The 21,970-nt window shown below is 74.7% G+C and carries 24 protein-coding genes; 11 read left to right on the top strand and 13 right to left on the bottom strand.

Annotated features, from left to right (window positions below):
• Positions 1-55 precede the first annotated feature (55 nt).
• Positions 56-448, top strand: coding sequence for an SHOCT domain-containing protein (locus ACFU9E_RS12875; protein WP_380714977.1), 393 nt, complete (start codon positions 56-58; stop codon positions 446-448).
• Between the two features lie 141 nt (positions 449-589).
• Here the strand turns inward: ACFU9E_RS12875 and ACFU9E_RS12870 are convergent, their stop codons facing one another.
• Complete coding sequence (locus ACFU9E_RS12870; RefSeq protein ID WP_355359061.1) at positions 590-1,000, bottom strand: organic hydroperoxide resistance protein; 411 nt, start codon at positions 998-1,000, stop codon at positions 590-592.
• Between the two features lie 134 nt (positions 1,001-1,134).
• Between ACFU9E_RS12870 and ACFU9E_RS12865 the strand changes: the two genes are divergently transcribed.
• Positions 1,135-1,671 (top strand): MarR family winged helix-turn-helix transcriptional regulator, encoded by a 537-nt coding sequence (locus tag ACFU9E_RS12865; RefSeq protein ID WP_380682954.1) that lies wholly within the window; start codon positions 1,135-1,137, stop codon positions 1,669-1,671.
• 40 nt (positions 1,672-1,711) lie between these two features.
• On the opposite strand, the gene ACFU9E_RS12860 is transcribed toward ACFU9E_RS12865, so the two are convergent.
• From ACFU9E_RS12860 to ACFU9E_RS12820, 9 genes are all read right to left on the bottom strand, one after another.
• Positions 1,712-3,754, bottom strand: coding sequence for a PIG-L family deacetylase (locus ACFU9E_RS12860; protein ID WP_380682953.1), 2,043 nt, complete (start codon positions 3,752-3,754; stop codon positions 1,712-1,714).
• 379 nt (positions 3,755-4,133) lie between these two features.
• A complete protein-coding gene (locus ACFU9E_RS12855; RefSeq protein ID WP_380682952.1) occupies positions 4,134-4,517 on the bottom strand; it encodes a VOC family protein in 384 nt (127 codons plus the stop codon).
• 119 nt (positions 4,518-4,636) lie between these two features.
• Positions 4,637-5,830, bottom strand: a complete 1,194-nt coding sequence (locus ACFU9E_RS12850; RefSeq protein WP_380682951.1) for a methyltransferase — start codon at positions 5,828-5,830, stop codon at positions 4,637-4,639.
• A 249-nt stretch (positions 5,831-6,079) separates the two neighbouring features.
• On the bottom strand, positions 6,080-6,979 hold the full coding sequence (locus ACFU9E_RS12845; RefSeq protein WP_380682950.1) for an STM4011 family radical SAM protein: 900 nt from the start codon (positions 6,977-6,979) through the stop codon (positions 6,080-6,082).
• A gap of 11 nt (positions 6,980-6,990) precedes the next feature.
• A complete protein-coding gene (locus tag ACFU9E_RS12840; RefSeq protein WP_380682949.1) occupies positions 6,991-8,433 on the bottom strand; it encodes an STM4012 family radical SAM protein in 1,443 nt (480 codons plus the stop codon).
• Positions 8,430-9,272, bottom strand: a complete 843-nt coding sequence (locus ACFU9E_RS12835; RefSeq protein WP_380682955.1) for an STM4013/SEN3800 family hydrolase — start codon at positions 9,270-9,272, stop codon at positions 8,430-8,432. Before ACFU9E_RS12835 ends, ACFU9E_RS12840 begins: the two co-directional genes overlap by 4 nt.
• Positions 9,273-9,325: 53 nt before the next feature.
• Positions 9,326-10,603: an STM4014 family protein gene (locus ACFU9E_RS12830; RefSeq protein ID WP_380682948.1), complete on the bottom strand. Its 1,278-nt coding sequence runs from the start codon at positions 10,601-10,603 to the stop codon at positions 9,326-9,328.
• Between the two features lie 10 nt (positions 10,604-10,613).
• Positions 10,614-11,570, bottom strand: coding sequence for an STM4015 family protein (locus ACFU9E_RS12825; RefSeq protein WP_380682947.1), 957 nt, complete (start codon positions 11,568-11,570; stop codon positions 10,614-10,616).
• A gap of 79 nt (positions 11,571-11,649) precedes the next feature.
• The gene (locus ACFU9E_RS12820) at positions 11,650-12,603 is read right to left on the bottom strand and encodes an STM4015 family protein (protein ID WP_380682946.1); all 954 of its coding nucleotides are present in this window, start codon (positions 12,601-12,603) and stop codon (positions 11,650-11,652) included.
• A gap of 229 nt (positions 12,604-12,832) precedes the next feature.
• On the opposite strand from ACFU9E_RS12820, the gene ACFU9E_RS12815 reads away from it, so the two are divergent.
• From ACFU9E_RS12815 to ACFU9E_RS12805, 3 genes are all read left to right on the top strand, one after another.
• On the top strand, positions 12,833-13,159 hold the full coding sequence (locus ACFU9E_RS12815; protein WP_380682945.1) for a hypothetical protein: 327 nt from the start codon (positions 12,833-12,835) through the stop codon (positions 13,157-13,159).
• A 110-nt stretch (positions 13,160-13,269) separates the two neighbouring features.
• Positions 13,270-14,403, top strand: a complete 1,134-nt coding sequence (locus tag ACFU9E_RS12810) for a DUF6745 domain-containing protein (protein WP_380682944.1) — start codon at positions 13,270-13,272, stop codon at positions 14,401-14,403.
• 196 nt (positions 14,404-14,599) lie between these two features.
• Positions 14,600-15,145, top strand: a complete 546-nt coding sequence (locus tag ACFU9E_RS12805) for a YciI family protein (protein ID WP_380682943.1) — start codon at positions 14,600-14,602, stop codon at positions 15,143-15,145.
• 116 nt (positions 15,146-15,261) lie between these two features.
• Here ACFU9E_RS12805 and ACFU9E_RS12800 read toward each other — a convergent pair whose 3' ends face one another.
• Positions 15,262-15,471, bottom strand: coding sequence for a hypothetical protein (locus ACFU9E_RS12800; protein ID WP_355359097.1), 210 nt, complete (start codon positions 15,469-15,471; stop codon positions 15,262-15,264).
• A gap of 249 nt (positions 15,472-15,720) precedes the next feature.
• On the opposite strand from ACFU9E_RS12800, the gene ACFU9E_RS12795 reads away from it, so the two are divergent.
• Positions 15,721-16,647, top strand: a complete 927-nt coding sequence (locus ACFU9E_RS12795; RefSeq protein ID WP_380682942.1) for a hypothetical protein — start codon at positions 15,721-15,723, stop codon at positions 16,645-16,647.
• Between the two features lie 16 nt (positions 16,648-16,663).
• Here the strand turns inward: ACFU9E_RS12795 and ACFU9E_RS12790 are convergent, their stop codons facing one another.
• Positions 16,664-17,524: a class I SAM-dependent methyltransferase gene (locus ACFU9E_RS12790; RefSeq protein WP_380682941.1), complete on the bottom strand. Its 861-nt coding sequence runs from the start codon at positions 17,522-17,524 to the stop codon at positions 16,664-16,666.
• A 9-nt stretch (positions 17,525-17,533) separates the two neighbouring features.
• Positions 17,534-19,078 carry a bifunctional phosphatase PAP2/diacylglycerol kinase family protein gene (locus ACFU9E_RS12785; RefSeq protein ID WP_380682940.1) on the bottom strand — a complete coding sequence of 515 codons (1,545 nt, stop codon included), beginning with the start codon at positions 19,076-19,078 and terminating at the stop codon, positions 17,534-17,536.
• 170 nt (positions 19,079-19,248) lie between these two features.
• On the opposite strand from ACFU9E_RS12785, the gene ACFU9E_RS12780 reads away from it, so the two are divergent.
• The 5 genes from ACFU9E_RS12780 (at position 19,249) to ACFU9E_RS12760 (ending at position 21,901) form a co-directional block, all read left to right on the top strand.
• Positions 19,249-19,953 (top strand): lysophospholipid acyltransferase family protein, encoded by a 705-nt coding sequence (locus ACFU9E_RS12780; RefSeq protein ID WP_380682939.1) that lies wholly within the window; start codon positions 19,249-19,251, stop codon positions 19,951-19,953.
• 124 nt (positions 19,954-20,077) lie between these two features.
• Complete coding sequence (locus ACFU9E_RS12775; protein ID WP_380681457.1) at positions 20,078-20,617, top strand: hypothetical protein; 540 nt, start codon at positions 20,078-20,080, stop codon at positions 20,615-20,617.
• A gap of 98 nt (positions 20,618-20,715) precedes the next feature.
• Complete coding sequence (locus ACFU9E_RS12770; RefSeq protein ID WP_380681459.1) at positions 20,716-20,889, top strand: hypothetical protein; 174 nt, start codon at positions 20,716-20,718, stop codon at positions 20,887-20,889.
• 56 nt (positions 20,890-20,945) lie between these two features.
• Complete coding sequence (locus ACFU9E_RS12765; RefSeq protein ID WP_380681461.1) at positions 20,946-21,107, top strand: hypothetical protein; 162 nt, start codon at positions 20,946-20,948, stop codon at positions 21,105-21,107.
• Positions 21,108-21,142: 35 nt separating this feature from the next.
• Positions 21,143-21,901 (top strand): methyltransferase domain-containing protein, encoded by a 759-nt coding sequence (locus ACFU9E_RS12760; RefSeq protein ID WP_380681463.1) that lies wholly within the window; start codon positions 21,143-21,145, stop codon positions 21,899-21,901.
• Positions 21,902-21,970: the final 69 nt, after the last annotated feature.

The following is a 21,970-nucleotide window of genomic DNA, read 5'->3' as shown; positions in this document are numbered from 1 at the left end:
GCGGGCCGGCCGTCACGGCCGCCACCCGCCCGGCCGGGGTGGTGAGGAGGTCGTGATGAGGTACTGGAACGGCCATGGCTACGGCCATGGGTTCGGCGGCTGGGGCCTGGGTCTGATGGCGCTGGGGCTGCTGCTGGTGGTGCTGGCGCTGGTGGCCGTCGCGGTGGTCCTGGTCCGGCAGTCGCGGGCGCCCGGGCCGCCGTCCAAGGGCGCTTGGGTCGCGGGCCCGCCGGGTCCGCCCGGTCCGCCGGCCGGGGCGCCGTCGGGGCCGTTGCCCGAGCAGGTTCTCGCGGAGCGGTTCGCGCGCGGTGAGATCGACGCCGAGGAGTACCGGCACCGCCTGGACGTGCTGCGTGAGACGGGCGGCGGGCCGACGCCCGGCGCGCCGCCGCCTGTTCCGTCCGGCCCGCCTCCGCCGCCGCGTCCGCCCGAGGCGCCGGGCGGCTGACGCGACGGGGCCCGCCGCGCACCTGCGCGACGGGCCCCGTCGACCGCTCGGATGGTCCGGCTGCTCGACCTGCTCGACCTGCTCGACCCGCTCGATCGGTTCGATCTACGCGACGTGCGTGACCTGCGTGACCTGCGTGACCTACTCGACGACGAGCTCGACCGGGATGTTGCCGCGGGTGGCGCGGGAGTACGGGCACACCTCGTGAGCCTTCTTGACCAGCAGTTCGCCGGTCTCGCCCGCCAGCGCCTCCGGCAGCTCGACCCGCAGCACCACCGAGAGGCCGAAGCCCTCGCCGTCGCGGCCGATGGAGACCTCGGCGGTCACCGAGATGTCACCGGTGTCCACCTTCGACTGGCGGCCGACCAGGCTCAGCGCGCTGGCGAAACAGGCGGAGTAGCCGGCCGCGAACAGCTGCTCCGGGTTGGTGCCCTGACCGCTGCCGCCGAGGCCGGGCGGCATGGCCAGGGCGAGGTCGAGCTGCCCGTCGGAGCTGACCGCGCGGCCCTCCCGGCCGTTGGCGGTGGCGACTGCGGTGTAGAGCGCGTCCATGTCCGTTCCCTTCCGTCCTGCGGTTCGAAGTCTCGGTCCGGCGGTCCGGGCGGGCCGCCTGCCGGAGACAAGTAGAGCACGCAATTCAATTGCGCACAACTCAATAGTGCGTGCGTCCTCGCTACCATGGACCCATGACCGAGCCGACCGAGCCGACCGCGCTGTCCGACCTGCCTGACGTCCCCGAGCTCCCAGACCTCTCGGACCTGCCCGACGACGCCGATCTGCTCCGGCTGGACCGGCAGATCTGCTTCTCGCTGAACGCCGCCTCCCGCGCCTTCGGGGGCGTCTACCGGGTGCTGCTCAAGGACCTCGGCCTGACCTACCCGCAGTACCTGGTCATGCTCGTCCTCTGGGAGGACGGCGACCTGCCGGTCAAGCGGATCGGTGAGCGCCTGCGGCTCGACTCCGGCACCCTGTCCCCGCTGCTCAAGCGGCTGGAGGCGGCCGGCCTGGTGCGCCGCGAGCGCAGCCCCGAGGACGAGCGCTCGGTCACCGTCAGCCTCACCGACGAGGGCTCCGCCCTGCGGGAGCGCGCCGGTCTGGTGCCCCGCCGCCTGCTCGCCGCCACCGGTCTGCCCGTCGAGGAGCTCGCCGCCCTGCGGGCCCTGCTGGACCGGCTCACCCTCGCCCTCGACACCGCCGTCCCGGGGCTCGCCGTGGAGGACTGAGTCCGACCCGGACGTCGGGCGGCAGCGACCGCGGCCGGGCTCAGTTCCCCGCCGCTTGCCAGGGGTCGAAGGGGCTGTCGGCCCCCGGGCCGCTCTGCCGGGCGGTGCGCAGGACGGCGTCCGGCCCGAGCGCCAGGACGACGCGGTGGCCGACGGCGTCGAGTGCCACGGTCGGCGCGCCGACGATCAGCCGGCCGAGGTCGGACCACGACGCGGCGGAGCCCCGGTTGGCGGCCGGCTGCGAGGCCAGGCTGATCCCGCCGGCGGCGTTGCGGATGGCCACGGTCGTCCGGCCGTCGGTGCCGGTCACCGCGGCGACACCCTCCAGACCGGCCGGGCCGCCCAGCGACTCCGGTGTGGTGGTCCAGGAGCCGTTCGGCCGCACGTAGCGGGTGACGACCTGTCCGGTGCCGGCCTGGTGGAAGAAGAGCCCCAGCCGGCCGTCCGCGGTGCGGCTCGTGGTGAGCGGTCCCGCCGGGGGCGGGCCGAGGAAGGCGGCGTCCCGGACGAAGGGGCCGCCGGGCGCCGACTGCCGCCAGTGCCCGATCCCGTCCCTGGTCGGCGCGAACAGCTCGACCCGGCCGTCGGCGGCGAGGGCGGCGGCCAGGCCGTCCCGCACCTGGGTGCCGCCGAGGTCGGTCCAGTCCGCGGGCCAGCCGCCGTCGGGCAGTTGGCCGAGTGCGCTGACGCCGCCGCCCGTGTTGCGGACGAAGACGGTCAGCCGCCCGTCTCCGCCGAGGACCGGGACGGGGCTGCCGATGAACCCCGGGGTGACGCGGTCGGGGTTGCCGAGCACCGTCCAGTCGCCCCAGCTGCCCGGGGCGGTCTGGGCGACGGTGACGATCCGGTCGTCGTCGAGCCGGACGCCGAACAGGTGGATCAGCCCGGCGGCGTCCCGCACCACGCCGAGCGCGGCCGCGAGGCCCTCGCCGCCGGGCACGGGCACCGGTCCGCTCCATGCGCCGCCCGGCCCGGACTCGCGCCAGGCCTGCACCCGGTTGTCGAGCACGGCGAAGGCGTTCAGCGTGCCGGTGCCGTCCTGCGCCGCCCATGCGGTGCCGTTCGACCAGCGCGGATACTGCCGGGACGGGAAGTCCGCGTAGAAATTCGCCTCGTCCGGATTCGGCTGGGGGTCGTACGCGCCGGAATATCCGCCGCCGGTTCCGGGGCGTTTCGGTCCCAGATAGGCGAGAAAGGTCTTCTTCTTCTCCTTCGCGGAACTGGCGGGAAGATTCGGCGGCTCCATGCGCACGTTGTAGTCGCGGTAGTTCCGGAGAATCACCCGGCCGTTTCCGTCCGGTCCGTGATAACCGAGTGCGGCCTTTCCGGCGAATCGCGCGGCGGCGATGTGGTCGGCGTGGTCGGCGGGATTGAGCGGATCGCGGCTGTAGCCGTACGGCACGCGCGGGTCCTGGGCACGCAGCACGGTCGGGCGGAACCGTTCCATCAGCTCGGTCAGCGTGGCCACGAGCTCGTCGTGGGTGTAGTCCTGGTGCGCGTACGCGGGGTCGCACTCGCCGTCCGCAGGCAGGCTGCCGAGCGTGGACTGGTGGGACGGCCCTCCCGAGCCCTCGGTGAAGAGGGTGTCGAGGGTGGCCCGGTTGCCGCCGTCGGGGTAGTTCCCGTCGCCGCCCTCGTGCAGCCTGAGGAACACCAGCTTGATCTGCGGCGCCTGGTCCAGGGTGTCGAGCTGGACGGTCTTCCCGCCGGTCAGCCGTAGTGCGGTGGTGCTCCAGGTCGGCTCGGCCACCCCGGCCAGCCGTGCGTGCGCGGCCCGGGCGCCGGAGTTCCGGCTCTCGGAGTAGGCGCACGGGCTGCCGAGCGAGGTGCCCGGCGTCTCGCCGCCGGTCAGGTAGACGGTGACCGACGGCGCCGCGTACTGCCGGTTCAGGTCCGGGTTCATGAAGAGGATGTCGTCGTCCTGGTGCGCGACGATCTGCAGGAACGATTCGTCGCCCGATGCGGCGGATGCGACGGCCGCGGTTGCCGACTCGGTGAGGTCCTTCGGGGTGGCGCCGACCGGCGCCTGGGGCGCGCTCAGGGCTGCCACGAGCAGCGTGCCCACAACCTTGGGAAATCGCATCGAGCCCCCGCTCTCCTTGCCCCCGAGCAGGAGATCGGTGGTGTCGCCCGGTCGGTCCGGAACGGACTATCCCCAAGGCGATCGGCCGACGTCAAATCCCGGTCGGCGAACCCCGCCGATCGTCGGGGGTGCGGGCCGGACGCCTCGTGATGAATCCCACAGAGAACGGATGAAGTAGATCACTGCTCGCATAGCGCTCTGTATCGCTACAAACCGGACAATGGGCGGGCGGATCATTGGGGAGGAAATCCGGGTGGGGGCCGATTTCGGGTGACCGGGTCTGCCGCGGGCGGCCCGTGGGGGTCCAGGGGCGGCGGGCATGCCGACGCCCGGCCGGGATCGTCCCGGCCGGGCGTGCGAATGTCGGATCCGGCGGCCGTCAGCCGTTGGTCCGCTCGTTCAGGCAGAGGATGTTTCCCTCGCTGTCCTTGAACCAGGCGGCGCGCATGCCCTCGGCCTCCGCGACGCCGTTGACGGTCTTCAGTCCGGGTATGTCGTAGTCCTCGAATTCGACGCCCCTGCCGCGCAGCGCGGCCATCTCCGCGTCCAGATCGGGAACCTTGAAACTGGCCAGGGTGTGGGCGGCCTGGCCGCCGCTGGGTGTCTCGTAGATGCCGAACTCGGTGCCGCCGCATTCGAAGGTCAGGTCGCCCTCCGGGCCGGCGTCGGTGAGTTTGAGGCCGAGGGTGTCGGTGTAGAAGGACTTCGCCCGGGCCAGGTCGACGGCAGGGATGATCGCCACCAGGGGTGCGTCTCCAAGCATGCTGATCGCCTCCTCCCTCCAGCGTAGGTACGCCCCACTGGGCTCGGCCACGCAGGACGACCATCGGACGCCTCTTGGACGGCCGGTGTGGCCCGCTGTGCCCGGCGGACGACGGGGCGTCACGCCGGGGCGAGACGCCACAGCGATGTCACCTCGGCGGCGCGGGCCGCACCGAGCGGATCGATGTCCCGGACGCCGGTGCGTCGGGTGGCCCCGGTCGCGCGGGGGTGCCGGGGGCGGGTGTCGAGGCGACCGGCGACGCGCAGACCGGCGGCGGCGAAGGCTGCGTGAAGGTCGGCGCGCGAACGCAGACCGAGGCGCTCGGCGAGGTCGGAGAGGATCAGCCAGCCTTCGCCGCCGTGCGCGAGGCGCTCCGCCAGCCCCCCGAGGAAGCAGTGCAGCATTCGGCCGCCGGAGTCGTAGACGCCCTGTTCCAGAACGGAGGTGGGCTCGGCCGGCAGCCACGGTGGATTGCAGACCACCAGACCGGCCCGCCTGCCGCCGGGCGGGTAGAGGTCGGTCCCGGCCGCTCGGACGCGGTGGGCCAGGCCCAGGCGGCGCGCGTTGTCGCGGGCGCAAAGCAGGGCTCGCGGATTCACGTCGGTGACCAGCACCCGTCCGGCCCCGCGTCGCGCCAGGACGGCGGCCAGTACTCCGGTGCCGGTGCCGAGGTCGAACACCGTCCCGCCGTCGAGCGCGGCGGCGGGAATCGGCGCCCGGGCCACCAGGTCGACGTACTCGCCGCGGACCGGGGCGAACACGCCGTAGCGCGGATGGACACGTGCACCGAGTGCGGGCACATGCACGCCCCGCTGGTGCCACTGCCACGCGCCGAGGACGCCGAGCAGTTCCCGGAGCGCGACCAGTCGCGGCCCGTCGGACGGTCCGTACGCCTCGCGGCAGGCCTGCCGGACGTCGGGTGCGCGGCGCAGCAGGAGGGCGTGGTCGGCCTCCAACCGCACCACGAGACGGCCGAGCAGACCCGCGGTCCGGGCGCGCTCACGCCTCTGCTCCCGGAACGCCTCACCCGGGGTGGTCGTGCCGGCGGCTCGTTGTGGGCGTGCCTCGCGTTCGGCCCGGCGGGCGAGGGCGGTGAGCAGCTGGCGGGCGCCGTGGTAGTCGCCCTGCCAGAGCACGGCGGCACCCTGGGAGATCAGCCGGTGGGCGGCGTCGGCCCGCAGCCGGTCGTCGGCGAGGACGACGCGGTCGGGTGGCGGCGCGCCGGTCTCGCTGTGCCAGCGGGTGGTCGAGAGATCAGCAGGAGTGAGGGCGGTGACGGTTGTACCGGCGTCGGTGCGGGTGGTTGCGAGCACTGGGACTCCTCGTGGTCGAACGTGCGGAAGGGCACGAAGGACACGCCGACGAGGAGGGGAACAAAGGTGCGTCAGACGCGGTGCGGCTCCCCGGTCGGCGTGCCGACCGAGGAGTCGCCGAGCACCAGGCCGGGTACGGCGCGGCCTGCCATGAGCGGCCCCTTTCGTGGGATCACTGACGTGGGGATCACGGTCACGGTGTCACGCGCTGCGGTCGTCCCGCAACCGGATTTGTCCGGTGGCGGCTCGTCACCAGGTGTGCGGGATGCGCTCCAGGACACCGCCCGCGAAGATGTCGTACAGCGGCAGGGTCTCCAGGTGGACGTAGCCGATGTGGCAGTCGCAGACCGGCAGCGGGCAGGGGCGCGGGGCGAGCCGGGCGCGGTAGGAGCCGTCGTAGAGGTTGCCGAGTTCCTCGCGGACGAAGTGGCAGCGGCGGACGGTGCCGTCCCCGTCGACGGAGAGCACCGACTCGCCGGTGCGGCAGGGGCGGCCGGCGCTGGGGTGGGCGTGGCGGCTGAAGCCGAAGTGCGGGTCGAGCGCGGTCCAGGCGGCCGCCTCTTCGTCGGTGTAGGTGTACCCCTCGGCGGCGTTGATCCAGAGGTAGACGGCGGGGGACAGCTCGGCGCGCAGCCGCCGGGCCGCCGCCAGGTGCTCCGGCTGCCCGACCACCCCGATGCTGTACCGCGCGCCCAGGGCGTCGAGTTCGCGGCACTTGGCGAGGAAGCGGTCGTGGTCGACCTGGCCGGGGTGGTAGGTGACCCAGAGCGCGAGGGTGTCGAGGTCGGCCTCGGCCAGCCAGCCGGTGCGGCAGCTGAGATTGGTCTGGACGGCGATCCGCGGGACGTGCGGCAGATGACTCAGCTCCACCATGGCGCGCCGGTACCAGGACCGCACCAGCGCCTCGCCCCAGGGCGTGAACAGCACCGAGACGGTGTCGCCGGTGCCGGCGCGGCCGGCCACCCAGCCGGCGAACCGCTCCAACGCGGCACGGTCGGCGCGCAGTTGCCCGGGCGTGTCGCGTCGCTTGGCGAACGGGCAGTACGGGCAGTCGTAGTCGCAGGAGGCCAGCGGGCCCCGGTAGAGGATGCCGAGGTCGACGGGCTGATCGGGAGCGGGGTCGGGGGAGGCGGACGCGGCGGTGGGCATGCCGAGGAAGGTCACTTCGCCTCGTATCCGGCCATCAGCGTGCGCACCTCGGGCGAGAACAGCATCGGCCCGACCGCGTCCGAGTGCGCCAGCCCCTCGGGGGACAGCCGCAGTCGGTGGGCCGTGTCCGCGTCGTCCGCCAGCCAGCCGCGGGCCGCGAACTCCGCCAGTTCGGCGGGGAAGTCCTCGGTCGGCGTGCCGCCGAAACGGGCCCGGTACTCGCCGAGCGCCAGCCCCTCGGCCTGGAGCAGCGACTGCACGAGGTGCCGCCGCCGTGCCTCGGCCGGTGTCATCGCCCGGCCGACCACGGCACGGTCGAACGACTCGGTCGCCACGTAGTCGTCGATGATGCGGCGCACCTCGGTCGCGTCCACCGCGTAGTCGAAGGAGTAGTGCAGGCGGGACGTGTAGGAGCGGGCACCGCAGCCGAGGCCGACCATGCCGTCGGTCTGGCAGGCGTACTCGCTCACCCCGGCCTGTGGCGCGGCCGCGCGGCGGAACATCCGCATCGACACCTGCTGGTAGCCGTGCGCGAGCAGGTGGTCGCGCCCGGCGCGGTAGAGGGCCAGCCGGCGGGCGTCCCACTCGTCCGGGCCCTCCGCCTCCCCGCGCCGGGCCAGACCGGTCAGCGGGCGCACGTAGAGCGGGTAGAGGTACAGCTCCTCGGGCTGCCAGGCCAGCGCGGCGTCCAGCGAGTGGAGCCAGCTCGCCTCGGTCTGGCCGTCGATGCCGTAGATGAGGTCGATGTTGAGGACCGGGAACCCGGCGTCGCGGATCCGGCCCAGCGCGGCCTCGACGTCGGCGCGCTTCTGCGGGCGCACCGCCGATCGCGCCTCCGCGTCCACGAAGGACTGCACACCCAGGCTCAGCCGGGTGGCGCCCCGCTCGGCGAGCACCGCCAGACGGTCGGCGGTGGCGGTGGCGGGGGAGGCCTCGACCGACAGCGGGACTGCCCGCAGGTCGGCGCCCATCCGGTGCTCGGCGATGGCGCAGAGCCGCTCCAGCTCGGCGGCGCTCAGATAGGTCGGGGTTCCGCCGCCGAACGCGGCGAGCGCGAACCGGGCGCCCTCGTCCAGCGCCGCGCGCACGGCCACGGCCTGCCGGTCCAGCGCGTCCAGGTAGGCGGTGGTCAGGCCGTCGGGGCCGCCGATCCGGGTGAACAGGTTGCAGAAGCCGCAGCGCACCTCGCAGAACGGGATGTGCAGGTAGAGGGAGAGCGCGTGCTGCGGCTCGCCCGCCCACAGCTCGCGCAGCGGCGGCCGGTCCGGCAGTTCCCGGTAGGCGGTCTTGTGGGGGTAGGCGTAGACGTACGACTGGTAGGGGGGAGCGTACGGCGGCTCGGAGACGGGCTCGGAGACGGGCCCGGCGGTCGGCTCGGCTGTCGGCGTGGAGCCCGGCGCGGAGGGGGTCGCGGGCGCCGGGTCGTGGGCCGGCCGGGCGGGGGCGGTGGTCATGCGGTCTCCTCGGCGGGCGCGGCGGACGGCGGGGTGCTCGCGGGGAGCGTGAAGTGCGCGTACGGGACCGTCCAGACCACCTCGTGGCCGATCCGGTGGCCCGTGTAGCCGTCCTCCCCGTAGGCCGTGCCGTGGTCGGAGCAGACGATCGCGAAGCACGGCCGACGGGCGCTCATCGCCGCGAACAGCCGGCCGATGTGGGCGTCCACGTACTCCAGGGCGGCGGCGTGGCTCGCCCGGCTGTCGCCGTGCTCGCGCGTGGCGCCGGGCAGGTGGAACCAGTTCGGCTGGTGCAGCGCCGAGACGTTGAGGAAGAGGAAGAGCGGCTGGTCGGTGGGCTGTTCGGCGGCGACCCGCTCGGCGCGGGCGACCTGTTCCTCGAAGGAGGTCGGCGAGGGGACGCCCATCTCCGGTGACCAGTGGCTCTCCTGGAAGAGACCGGGCAGCACCGAGCCGAGCGGGCCCTGCTTGTTGAAGAAGCCGACCCCGCCGATGCAGACCGTCCGGTAGCCGGCGCCGGCGAGCGCGGTCGGGAGGTCCGGGGCGTCGAACACCCAGGTGCGCGGCGCGGTGCTCTCGGAACCGGCGAACCGGGCAGCGAACAGGCGCGGGTGCGGCCCGTTCGGCGAGGCGGGGGTCGGCAGGAAGCCGGCCAGGATCGCCTGGTGGGCGGCGTAGGTGAAGCTGCCGGGGGAGTGCCGTCGCTCCCAGCGCCCGCCGGGCAGGTGGGCGGCCAGGTGGGGGATCCGTCCGGCGGCGGCCAGTTCCTCGGCGACGTCGAAGCGCAGGGTGTCGAGCGTGACGAGCAGCAGGTCGTGGCTGCCCACCACCGCGTTCATGTCGGGCGAGTCGGCGGGGACGGCGGGGGCGGGGGTGCTGGGGCGGTGGTTCATCAGGGCTGTTCCGTACGTGGGTGGATCGTTGGTGCGGGTGCGGGTGCGGGTGCGGGTGCGGGTGCGGGTGCGGCGTCGTGGGTGGGTGCGGCGCCGAGGACGGCGAGTTGGGCGGCGTAGGTGTCCAGGCCCTCGGCGGGGCCGCCGGGCAGGCCGGTGAGGCCGGGCAGCAGGTCCCCGAAGGCGTTGACCTCGCCGACCACCGTGCGTCGCCACGCGGCGGTCGGCAGCACGTCGACGCCGACCATCGGGGAGTTCGGGAAGCAGGCCGCCGCCCGTTCCGCCGTCTCCAGCAGGTCCGGCCAGGCCGGTCCGGCGGCCTCGCGGGCCAGGTCGAGGCTGCCCCGGGCGCCGCCGAGGTGGAGGTTGGTCATCGGCTGGGCGCTGGTGCGGACCACCGCATGGGTGGCCCGTCCGGCGACCACCACGACCCGCAGATCGGCCGAGCGCCCCGACTGTGAGGCCTTCGGCACCCACTGCTCGACGTGCAGGCCGTCCGGGGCGAGGCGGTCGACCAGCTCCGCGACCAGCCGCTCCTCCCGGTAGCGGCGCACCCGCAGCGAGTTGTGCAGCCGCCCGTCGGCGAGCTCCACCGAGGTGGTGGCCCGCAACTGGCCGCGCGGCCCGAACTCCAGCGCCACCACCCCCGACGCGGAGGAGCCGTGGGACGGTTTGACGAAGACCCGGCGCAGCCCGTCGGCGTCCAGCCGGGCACGGAGGTCCTCCCAGCCCGTGACGGTGGCCCCGCCGAGGGCACGCGGCACCGGCACGCCGGCGCGCGACAGCAGTGCGTGCGTGCGCCGCTTGTCGAACATCACGGCGATCTCCTCCGGGTCGCCGAGCAGCCGCACTCCGGGGGTCCCGGCCAGCGCGCGCAGCGCGGCCGTCACCCCGGCGTACCAGGCCGCGCCGCCCTCGACCCGGGTCGGCGCGTACTGCGCGCCGAGCGCCGGTCCGCGCAGCAGCACGTCCACCGCCTCCTCCTCTCCCGGCGACTCGATGCGCAGCACGGTGCCCTCGGGCAGCCGGTACGCACCGCGCAGCAGGTCGAGCCAGGGCAGGACGGTGGGCTCGGGCAGGCCGGCGGCCCGGGCGGCGGCCGCGAACAGCGTCACCCGGCGGTGGCCGGGATTGCCGAGCACGGTCAGCCGCCCGTCCGGCGGGAGCCGGTGCTCTGGCCGGGGCGGACGCGGAGCCCGGGCCCGGGTTGGGTCGTCGGCCCGGGTGGCGGCCCGGCCGGCGGTCCGGTCGGCGGTCTGGGGGGTCGTCGTCAGCATCGGTGCCCGCCTACTCGGCCACCGCGACGTAGCGCCACTCGTCCTCGTCGTCCTCCTCGGCGTCGGAGAGGTCGACCTCCACGCCCGGCAGGGCCTGGTGCACCCGCTCCTGCATGGCGTCGGTGAGGTAGTGGTGGTGCAGATCGAGGGACTTGAGGTGGGTGAGCGGCTGGCCGTCGAGCAGCGCGGCCGCGCCCTCGTCGCTCAACACGCCCATGGCCAGGCTCAGCGACTCCAGCTGCGGCACGACGGGGGCGTGCGCGACAGCGGCGGCGATCTCGTCCTGGAACTCGCTGTTCTCCAGGCCGAGGTGGCGCAGCGACGGCAGCCGGGTGCCGGCCAGGAACGGCGCGAGGTCGTCGATCGTCGCGTCGCCCCCGTACTCGTCGACGCCCAGCCACAGCTCCAGGCGCTCCAGCGCGGGCAGTTCGCTGGCCGCGACCGCCCGCACCACGTCGTCCGGCAGCCCGCCGCTCTCGAAGCGCAGGTCGGTCAGCCGGTCGTGCCGGACCGGGTGGAGCACGAGTCCGTTGCCGCCGCGTACCACCAGGTCGGTGAGCTGCGGGAACGCCTTCAGCACCGGGGTGATGTCCGACATCTCCAGCCAGGAGATCTCGCAGTCCTCGGACGTCACGTCGGCGATGAACAGTGCCTCCAGGGCGGGGAACCGCTCGGCGTCGGCGACGATCCGGGCGAGCGTCTCGCCCACCGGCACGTAGTCCCGCATCCACCAGGGGCCGATGAGCAGGGCACGGACGGCGGCCGGGTCGACCGCGGCGAGGAAGGCCGACCAGACGTCGTCGAAGCCGGCCTTGGAACCGTAGCCGACGGTCAGCCGCCAGGCGGCGGCGTCCGCAGCCGGCAGCTCGTCGATCAGCCTGTGCCGGTCGCCCCGGTGGGGCTCGTTGAGCGAGAAGGTGACGACCGGCAGGTGGAGGAAGCGGTCGACGGATTTGGTGATGAACACGGGTGCCCCCCCTGGGCGGCATGACTGGCGCTGGTGCTTGAGCGGATGCGGGTAACGGACGGGTGGGCGCGGGCGCGGGCTACTCGGCGACGGCGACGTAGCGCCACTGGTCGTCGGGCCGGCCGGCCCCGGACAGGTCGATCACCGCACCCGGCAGGGACTCGCGCAGCCGCTGCTGCATGGCGTCGGTGAGGTAGTGGTGGTGCAGGTCGAGGGACTTGAGGTGGGTGAGCGGCTGGCCCTCCAGCAGCGCGGCCGCGCCCTGGTCGGTGAACGCGCCCATCGACAGGTTCAGCGACTCCAGCCGGGGCACCACCGGGGCGTGCGCGACGGCGGCGGCGATCTCGTCCTCGATCTCGCTGTTCTGCAGGCCGAGGTGGCGCAGCGCGGGGAAGCGAGCGCCGTCCAGGAACGGCTCCAGGTCGGCGAGCCTGGTGGTGCCGCCGTAACCCGCCACGCCGAGCCAGAGCTCCAGCCGCTCCAGCGCGGGCAGCTCGCTCGCCGCGACCGCCTTCGGCACCCCGCTCGGCAGGCCGCCCGACTCGAACCGCAGCGCCCGCAGGTGCTCGTGCCGCACCGGCCGGAGCGAGATGCCCTCGCCCCCGCCCGATTCGTCGGAGGCACCACGCACGACCAGCTCGGTGAGCAGCGGGAAGGTCGTCAGCACCGGCGTCACGTCGACCATCTGGATCCAGGAGATCTCGTTCTCCTCGTACGTGATGTCGCCGATGAAAAGGCCGCGCAGGGCGGGCAGCCGATCGGCGGCGCCGAGGATCGCGGCCAGCGGCCCGGCGAAGCTCTCCGGGCCGTCCTGCGACCACTCGCCGACCACCACGGCGGTCACCCGGGCGGTGTCCACGCGCTCCAGGAACTGCTGCCAGCGCGCGGCCCAGTCCTGGTCGGCCTCGAACTCGACGGCGATCTTCCAGGCCGCGGCGGCGGGCTCGGGCAGCGCGCCGCCCTCGTCGACGGCCGCGACGAAGTCGAAGACGGGAAGGCCGTGGAACTCCTCGATGTGGTTGTTGACCGTCATGCGCTGCTCCTCGGAGGGTCGGTGCGGGCCGAACAAGTGTCTACCAGCCCGGACCGACAATCCGGTGCCCGGGGCGTCGCCCGGGCGCGTTGCACTCTGCTCCCCGCACGCCCCGCCGGCCCCGTCCGGCACAGCCGCCACGCGGGTACCGGGCGTCGTTGTCGGACCCTTGCCCTATGGTCCGTGACGTGGGATTCCGATGCGTCGTCGAGTCGGCGAGGGAGAGCTGATGTTCCGTCAGGGAGACGTGCTGTTGGTGCCGGTGGAGGAGCCGGCGGTGCCGGGCCGGGTGGGTTCGTTGGCCGCGCAGCCCAGGGACGTGCGGGGCCGGCTGGTGCTGGCACTGGGCGAGGTCACCGGGCACGCGCACGCCGTGGTCGGCCCGGGGGAGCTGCGGCGCGAGTCGGGGCCGTTCGGCACGGCGTGGCTGCACCTGCCGGAGGGCGGCCGGGTGGTCCACGAGGAGCATGCGGCGATCCCGCTGCCCAAGGGCTGGTACCGGGTGGTCCGCCAGCGCGAGTACGTGCCGGGCGCGGTGCGCATGGTCGCGGACTGACGGACGGACGGCGCGCGCCGGGGCGCGCGGACGAGGGACCAGGATCGGGGCGGGCGCGTGGCGCCCGCGGCACGGCCGGGCGGGGTGCCCGGCCGGGAACGGAGAGTGTGATGGTGACTGGACAGACGGCACCGGCCCCCGCGGCGGGCGGGCCGGCCGAGGTGACGGCCCGCTGGCGGGCTGCGGCCGCCGCCACCGGCCCGGCCGACCGGGCGGGCGTCGAGCGGGCGGTGCGGGCCGCCTACCGGGCGGCCGGCCTGGCCGAGCCCGCCGCGGTGCGGTGGTTCGGCTCGCCGCAGGCGGCCGTCGAGGCGGCGCTGGAGCTGCGCGCGGCGGGCGCCGTGACGGTGCGCGAGGCGGTCCGCACCCTCCCGTGGGACGCCGTGCGCCGGCAGGCCGTCGACCGGACCGGCGCGGCCGGCTGGGCACCGCTCTGGGCGCTGACCGGCGGCGAGCTTGGCCCGGTGACCAACGCGCTCGCCGACCGGATCCGCGGCGCCGTCCTCGACGGGCTCGCGCCCGAGCCGGACACCGAGAACGACGATGACGACGTGGTCGAGGCGGCCCGCGAGCGCCGGACCGCCGTCCGCCTCGCGCTGCTCGACGCCGTCCGCGGCCAGCACGACGCCCCCTGGTTCGCCGCCTTCGAGGCGGCCGGGGTGCTCGGCTCGTCGTCGGACGTGCCGGGCGGCCCTGCGGGCGAGGCGATCGCCGCGCTGGCCGAGGTCGCCGGCGGCGCCGGCTGGTGGTGGCCGTACGCGGACGTGGCACTGGTCAGCGAGCGCCCGGTCGCCCTGCACCGCGACGAGGCCGGCCGGCTCGACCGCGCCGACGGCCCGGCCCTGGCATACTCCGACGGCTTCGCCCTGCACGCCTGGCGGGGCATGCCGGTGCCCGCCGAGTTCCTCGCCGGGCTCGGGACCGTCACCGTCGAGCGGATCCGCACCGAGGAGAACGCCGAGCTGCGCCGCGTCCTGCTGGAGCACTACGGCTACGAGCGGTACCTGACCGACTCCGGCGCCGTCCCGGTGCACCAGGACGAGACCGGGGTGCTCTGGCGGATCGAGCTGCCCGACGACGAGGCGGTGGTGATGGTCGAGGTGGTCAATTCCACCGCCGAGCCCGACGGCACCTTCCGCACCTACTGGCTGCGGGTGCCGCCCAGCACGCTCACCGCCCGCGCCGGGGTGGCCTGGACCTTCGGCATAACCGAGGCGGAGTACCACCCGCAGCGCCAGACCTGAGCGCGTGGTGCTCCGCGCGGGGCGGCCGGTCCCGGAGGGCGGTGCGGCCCGGGGCGTCCTCGTTCCTTGACAACAGCAGAGGGAAGTGTCGAAGGGCCGCTTCATCAAGGGGAGCCGATGCCGCGCGGGCCGGGTTGCCGAGGCCGGGGTGGAAATCGGGTCGACGCGCCGGGTCGCGGGGCGGCACCCTGCGGGCATGGAGTTCTTCACCTACCACCGGGACCGGCCGCACTCCGGGTCGCTGCGCCAGGACCTGAGGGAGGAACACTGGTCCTACATGGACCGGTTCGCCGCCGAGATGATCGCCCGCGGCCCCACCTTCGGCGACGCCGGCACCCCCACCGGCAGCGTCCACATCCTCGACCTGCCGGACCCCGCCGCGGCCCGCGCGTTCGCCTTCGACGAGCCCTGTTACCAGGCGGGCGCCTACCGGGACGTCCTGGTGCGGCGGTGGCGCAACCTCCTCGGCCGCACCATGGCGGAGTTCCCCGGCGGCCCCACGGGTGGCGACCGCTACCTGGTGCTCGGCCTCGGTGCCGGCCGGCCCGCCGACCTCACGCCCCCGCCCGACCGCGACGAGCTGATCGCCTACGGTCCGCTCCTCTCCGACGACGCCGGCACCTGGCTGGGCACCGCCGCCCTGCTCCGCGCCCCCGACCCGGACGCCGCCGGGGCCGTCCTCACCCCGCACCACTACGCCGCCGTCGAGGTCCACCGCTGGGAGTTCGGCGGTCGCCGCTGACCGTCCCGGGGCCGACCGTCCTGGCGGGTCCGGCCGGGTGGACGCGGCACCGCCCGCGCCTGGGGCGGGCGCGGGCGGTGCGTGTTCGATGCTGCGTGTCCGGTGCGGCGGTGGGGTCAGTGGACGTCGATGCCGTCGAAGGAGCCGATGATGGCGTCGCCGCCGACGTTGGTGATCTCGCCACCGGCGAGCTGGTTGCCGGTGCCGATCACGGTGATGGTCGTCGTGTTGACCGTCACCTCGTCGGCGAAGGCCTGGGTGGTGGGCAGGGAAACGGCGCCGATGGCGGCGATGAGGACGGCGAAGGTACGGACGGTGCGGTACATGGCGGGTATCCCTTCGTGAACCAACGGTGCTTCAAACCCTAGATACCGGGGCCGCGTCAAAGATAGGCATGTCACCCGAAGGGGTTGATGTGCGTGTCGTCCGAGCCTGTCCGTCGTTAGCGTCTGAATGGCCCTGATCAGGGGGGCGCGCATCGGGAAAACCGGATTGCGAGGCCACCGGCGCGCTGTCACAGTGCACCTACGGTCGAGCTCCGACCGGAACGAGGGCCGGGGGACGGGGGAGGGCCCGTGACGGTGTCGCGATCACCCGCCGAACTGGCGGCGGCCTACGCTCAGCCGCCCTACCGCATGCCATCGCCGCCACCACGGGAGGGCCACCAGCTGGTCCTGGACGTGCTGCTGCCGTGGCGGCTGGCGAGCCGGGTCTACGGACCGTACCGGATGATGCGGCTGACCGCCTCCGGGGTCACCGCGGCCGTCGGTGCCGACGTCCTCGGCCCGTACGCCCAACCGGTCGTGACCAGGGCCGCCGCGCAAACGCTCGACCCAGTCGTCGAACGCCTGCTCACGCCGCGCGCGCTCCTCGGCCTCGGCATCGTCCTGTTCCTCGTCCGCACGGTCACCGGCACCTGGACCTCCGGCGACCTGCTCATCGAGCTGATCGGCGAGGACAGCGTCGTCATGCTGCTCACCGGCCCGATCGCGTTGCTGCTGGCCTGTCTGCCGCTGGTTCTCCTGGCCTATCCGGGCACCCGGCGGCAGGTGGGGCGGCTGGTGGCGCGGCCGCTGCTGGTGGGGGTGTTCACCGCCGTCGTGTTCGTCGTCATGATGCGGTCGGCCCTCCTTCCGTTGGCCGGCGTGCTCCTGCTGTGGCTGGCGCCGTTCAACCTGTGCGTGCTCTACCTCGTGCACCGCAACTCCTTCGCGGTGCGTGCGCATCCACTGGTGAGGCCCCTGGTGGCGACACTGCTGGTCTGGCTGACCGCGCTCGGGCACGTCCTGTTCGTCGACAGGGACGGGACCTCCACCCACGGCGCGGCCCTGGTCGCGCTGGTCGCGGGCCCGGTCGGGGTCACGGTGACGGCGGTGATCGAGATCGTGCTGCTGCGGCGCCGGCACGGGGTCGGGTTCCGTGGACCGCTCGGACCGCTCGGACCGCTCGGACCGCCCGGTCCGCTCGATGCGGCCGGGTCGTCCGGTCCGGCCGGGTCGTGATCGCTGACGACGGTCTTCAGCGGCTGTGGCCCGGCCCGGCGGCGCGGGCGAGCAGGATGGGCTGGAAGAAGCCGCTGGCGGCGGGCGGCTGCCACTCCACGTCGGTGAAGCCCGCCTCGGTGGCGAACCCGTCGATCCGGTCCCGGGTGAGCGCCCAGTAGGAGCTGCGGCGCACGCTCGCCTCGCCCCACCCCGCACCGCCGCCGCCCTCCCGCTCCGCGAGCCGGAAGTGCTCCAGGTCGTACCGCTCGCCGTCCTCGTGCCAGTGCCACAGCTGGAAGGTGACGGTCCGTCGGCCATCGTCGTCCATGGACGGCTGGGGCGCCGTGGACGTCGGTCGGCTGAGCCGCAGTTCGTCGTACGGCCGGGTGGACAGCATCAGCAGGCCACCGGGCCGCAGTACCCGGTGCAGTTCGGCGAACGCGGTGCGCACGTCCGCCGCGGTGAGCAGGTGCGGCAGCGAGTTGTCGGCGCACACGACGGCGTCGAACCGTCCGTCGGTGCAGGGCAGTCGGCGCATGTCGGCGGCGGCGGTCGGCAGGTGCAGCCCGCGCGCCGCCGCCTCCCGGCCGGCCCGGGCGGCGGCGGCCGGGCTGAGGTCGGTACCGGTGACCCGGTGGCCGTGCGCTGCGAGGCCGATCGCCTGGGTGCCGATGCCGCAGGCGCAGTCGAGCACCTCCGCCGGCGCGTCGCCGAGCCGGGCACGCAGGAGCGCGTCCAGGCTCGCGCCCTGCCGGGTCACGCTGGCGGCCCAGTCGGCGTACACCAGGTGGTAGTCCTCGGCCAGTTGGTCGTAGAAGCGGGCGACGGAGTGGCCCGACCCGCCGGACGACGCGGCCTCGGACGACGCGGTGCTCGGGCCGGTCGGTTCGCTCATGCGGTCACGCTACCGAAATCCCGGCCGTCCCGTCCTGGGGGCTTCCGGTGGCCCTGCCCGGTCCGTGCCGGGTCGGTAGACGGTCAGCGCCCGCGGGGCCTTCGCCAGTCGGAGCGCGCCTGCGGCGGGCACGGATTCGCCGTCGACGGCGATCCGGCCGGCGTCGCCCAGGGCGTCCAGGTCGAGGGCGCGGATCCGGGCGGAGTGGTAGACCCGGGAGCGGGCGAGCGTGCCGGACAGGAAGGCGGCGGCGAGCCGGGTGCGGGTGAACGGCCGCCCGCCGTCGACCACTCGGACGTCCAACAGGCCGTCGGCGAGCCCGGTCCGGTGGGTCGGGGCGAAGCCCGGCGGATCGTAGACACCGTTGCCCGCGAACAGCAGCCAGAGCCGGCGGTCGCGGCCGCCGGCCCGGACGGTGACCGGCCCGGCGGTCGCCAGCACCCGGGCGGTCGCCACCGCGAGCGCCGGCCACTTGCCCATCCGTCCCTCGAACTCCTCGCGCAGCCGGACCAGTTCGGGGTATACGCCGAGGCTGAACGTATTGATGAAGTGCCGGCGCCCGGTGTCGTCGGCGGCCACGCCGAGGTCCACCCCGCATGCCCGGCCGGCCATCACGGCGGCCGCCGTCGCCTCGATGCCGTCGATTCCGAGGTCCAGCGCGAAGTGGTTGAGCGTGCCGCCGGGGAAGACCGCGAGCGGCACGTTCCGCTCGACGGCCAGCCCGGCGGCGAGGTTGACACTGCCGTCGCCCCCGCAGATCCCCAGCGCGCCGCCGGCCGCCGCGGCCCGGTCGGCGGCCTCGGCGAGCAGGGCGGGCAGGTCGTCCCCGGGCTCGCAGAGCCGGACGTCGGCCCGGGGCAGCAGGTCGCGCAGCGCGGCGACCGTGTCCTCCGGGCCGCCGGCGGAGAACGCGCCGCTGCCGGAACCGGAGTTGACCACCACCGAGAGACCGGCCCCCTCGGGCAGCGCCGGGGCCGGGCGGCGCGGCGGTCCGGCAGCCGGCCGCAGGTGGGAGGCGCGCGGCCACCACCGGAGGGTGAGCACCGCCAGCGCCGAACCCAACGCGAATCCGGCCAGGACATCGCCCGGATGGTGCGCGCCGGTGTACACCCGGGAGACACCGACGGCCAGCGCGGCGGGTGCCACCAGGGCGGCAGCGGCCGGGGACTCGATCGCCACGGCCGTGGCGAAGGCGGCGGCGGAGGCGGAGTGCCCGGAGGGGAAGGAGGTGGTGACCGGCTGGCGGAGCAACCGCCGGGTCGCCGGGACCGGGCCGAGCGGGGGTCGCGGGCGACGGGTGAGCTGCTTGGCCGCGATGTTGGCGGCGGTGGACGCGAGCAGCAGCGAACTCACCCCGCGCAGCGCCGCCCGCCGTTCGGCCCGCCCGCCGATGGCCCCGAGCGCGGCGGCTGTGCCGAACCAGAGCATCCCGTGGTCCGCGGCCCGGCTCAACCGGCGCAGCCAGCGGCCGGTCAGTGACCCGGTCCCGAACGGACGGTCGGCCGCGGCGACCCGGTGGAACAGAGCCCGGTCGATGACGTCCAGTCGCCTCATTCGTTCGAGCCTAGACGCGGTCGCTTCCCCGCGCTCGGCGAGCGGCCGCGCGGGGCCGGGGGGATACCCGGGCCAGGCTGAGTACAGCTACTCAGGCGCCGCCCGGCGGGGCCCGCGCAGACTGGTCGGCAGGACCCGCACCACCATCACCGAGGACCCACGCCACCGCCATGCTGAGCCGCGCCTCCGCCCTCCTCGTGCCCGCCTTCGGGCGCCTGTACATCACCGCCGATGCCACTGATACCACCGCCGAGGCCACGGACGCCGCCGACGCCGGCCGCCCCGCGCCGGGCAGCATCGTCGCGGCCAACCACACCTCGCTCGCCGACCCCGCCGTCGTGCTCGCCGCCCTGCACCGGCTCGGCGCCCGCCCGGTCGTCCTGGCCACCGCCGGGCTCTGGCGGGTCCCGGTGCTCGGACCGGCGCTGCGCCGGGAGGGGCACATCGCCGTCCACCGGGGCACCGCGCGGGCGGCGGAGTCGCTCGAAGCGGCGGCCGAAGCCCTCGCGGCCGGGCGGGTCGTGCTGATCTACGGGGAGGGCAGGCTGCCGCGCCGCCGTGACTCCGGGGAACTGCCGCCCGGCCCGTTTCGCAGTGGCCTGGCCCGGCTCGCACGGGCCACCGGCGCCCCGGTCGTCCCGCTCGGCCAGGCCGGCGCCCGCAGACTGACCTCCGGCGGGCCGCTCAAACAACTCGCGGGCCTGGCCACCGCTCCCGTCCGCCGCCCCGCCCTGCACGTCCACCTCGGCCGCCCGCTGCACCTGCCGCCCGACACCGTCGAGGCCACCGTCCGGGCCCACCACGCCGTCACGGCCGCCTGGAAGGTCGCCGCCCGCCGGGCCGAGGGGGAGGGCGACTCACGCCGGCCGGCGTGAGTCGCCCTGTCCGGTGGCGCGGGGCGATCCGTCGTCCGGCTGCGCCCACGCGGCCGGCGCTGTCCGTCACCGTCAGGAGAAAATTGCCTGGTGGACGGAGGGCATCCCCGTCACAATCCCGGCCATGCCCACAACGACAGTTCTGGTGATCTGCGGTCCCGCAGGTGTCGGCAAGTCCTCGACCGCCTACGAGGTCGCCCGTCTGCTCGCCGAGCGGAACATCGCCCACGCCCTGATCGATTCCGACGGACTGGACCGGGTCCATCCCTGGCCGCTGGAGGGGCGGGAACCCAGCGAGCTGGCTCGTCGCAACCTCACCGCGCTCTGGGCCAACTTCGCGGCCCTCGGCCATACGCGGCTGATCATCGCGGGGGTGTTCGCCGACCTCGACGACGAACTCCGCTGGATCTCCGACGCCGTCCCCGACGCCGAGATCACGCCCGTCCGTCTGATCGCCGATCTCCCGACCCTGGAGGCCAGGGTCTTCCGTCGGGAGATCGGTTCGGGCGGCGCCGACCAGCTCCGCAGGACGATCCGGCAGCTCGACCGGATGGGGCGGTCGGACTCGACGGCCGCGGTGGTCATCGATACGAGTGACCAGCAGGTCGGCGACATCGCGAAGCGGGTCATCGACGTCTGGCTGGCGGGTCCCGGCCGTCGGTGACCGTGCCGTCCTCGGCGTGGCCGGCCCGGTGTCAGGGGGGGTCTACGGTTCGCGGCACGAACGACGAACACGACGCGCCGACAGGGCTGTTCACGGCGGTGGTCCGGACGGTGGTGCTGGTCGAGGACGCCGAGGCGGCGCTCGCCGTCTACCGGGACGGCCTCGGCTTCACCGTGCTCTTCGACGGCGACCTCGACGGCTACCGACTACTGAACGTCGGCCCGGCGGGCGGTCCGGGCGGTCCGGGCGGTGATCCGGGGGCAGGGCTGTGACTGATGCCGGCCGACTCCCGGACGCCCGGGCGGCGGTCGGCCGGCAGACGGGCGGCATGCCCCTCCTGGTGCTCCACACCGACGACCTCGACCGGGTGGCGGCCAGGCCGGCGCAGCTCGGTGCGCCCACCCGCCCCGGTGTGCCGGACGGCGGACCGGGGCGCTCGCTGCACTTCCGGGACTTCTACGGCAACAAGCCGATCGCCGCGCAGCTGTAGGGCGGGCCGGGGGCGGACGCGGCAGGATGGGCGGCATGGAGCGTACCTTCGAGGAACTGGTGGACGAGGCGGCCGAGGCCCCGGTCGACGGGTGGGACTTCTCCTGGCTGGACGGCCGGGCCACCGAGGAGCGCCCGTCCTGGGGGTACCAGCGGCTGCTGGGGGAGCGGCTGGCGCTCGCGTCGGCGGCGCTGGACGTGCAGACCGGTGGCGGGGAGGTGCTCGCGGGCGTGGCGGACCGATTCCCGCGCACGATGGCCGCCACGGAGGCGTGGCCGCCGAACGCGGCCAGGGCGACCTCCGTGCTCCATCCGCTCGGCGCGCTCGTGGTCGCGGATCCGGACGAGCCGCCGTTGCCCTTCGCCGATGCTGCCTTCGACCTGGTGACCAGCCGTCACCCGGTGACCGTGTGGTGGGCGGAGGTCGCCCGCGTGCTGCGACCCGGCGGCAGCTACCTGGCCCAGCACGTGGGTCCGGCCTCGGTGTTCGAGCTGGTCGAGTTCTTCCTCGGGCCGCAGCCGGAGGCGCGCCGGGCCCGGCGGCCGGAGGACGCCGCGGACGCCGCCCGGGCCGCCGGGCTCGAGGTGGTCGACCTGCGCTCCGAGCGGCTGCGGGTGGAGTTCCTGGACATCGGCGCGGTGGTCTGGTTCCTGCGCAAGGTGATCTGGATGGTGCCGGGCTTCACCGTGGAGGCGCACTGGGCGCGGTTGCGCGAGCTGGACGCCCTGATCCGGGCGGAGGGGCCGTTTGTCGCCCACTCCGCCCGGTTCCTCATCGAGGCCACCAAGCCCTGACACCACCGCGGGCCCCGATACCGCCGGCCCCGGCCGGTTTCCACCGGCCTCCACCGGCCTGCGGCGTCA

The organism is Kitasatospora sp. NPDC057595 (assembly GCF_042800875.1).
GTDB lineage: Bacteria > Actinomycetota > Actinomycetes > Streptomycetales > Streptomycetaceae > Kitasatospora.
The sequence above is the reverse complement of the archived record's forward strand: the minus strand, read 5'-3'. Positions and strand labels throughout refer to the sequence as shown.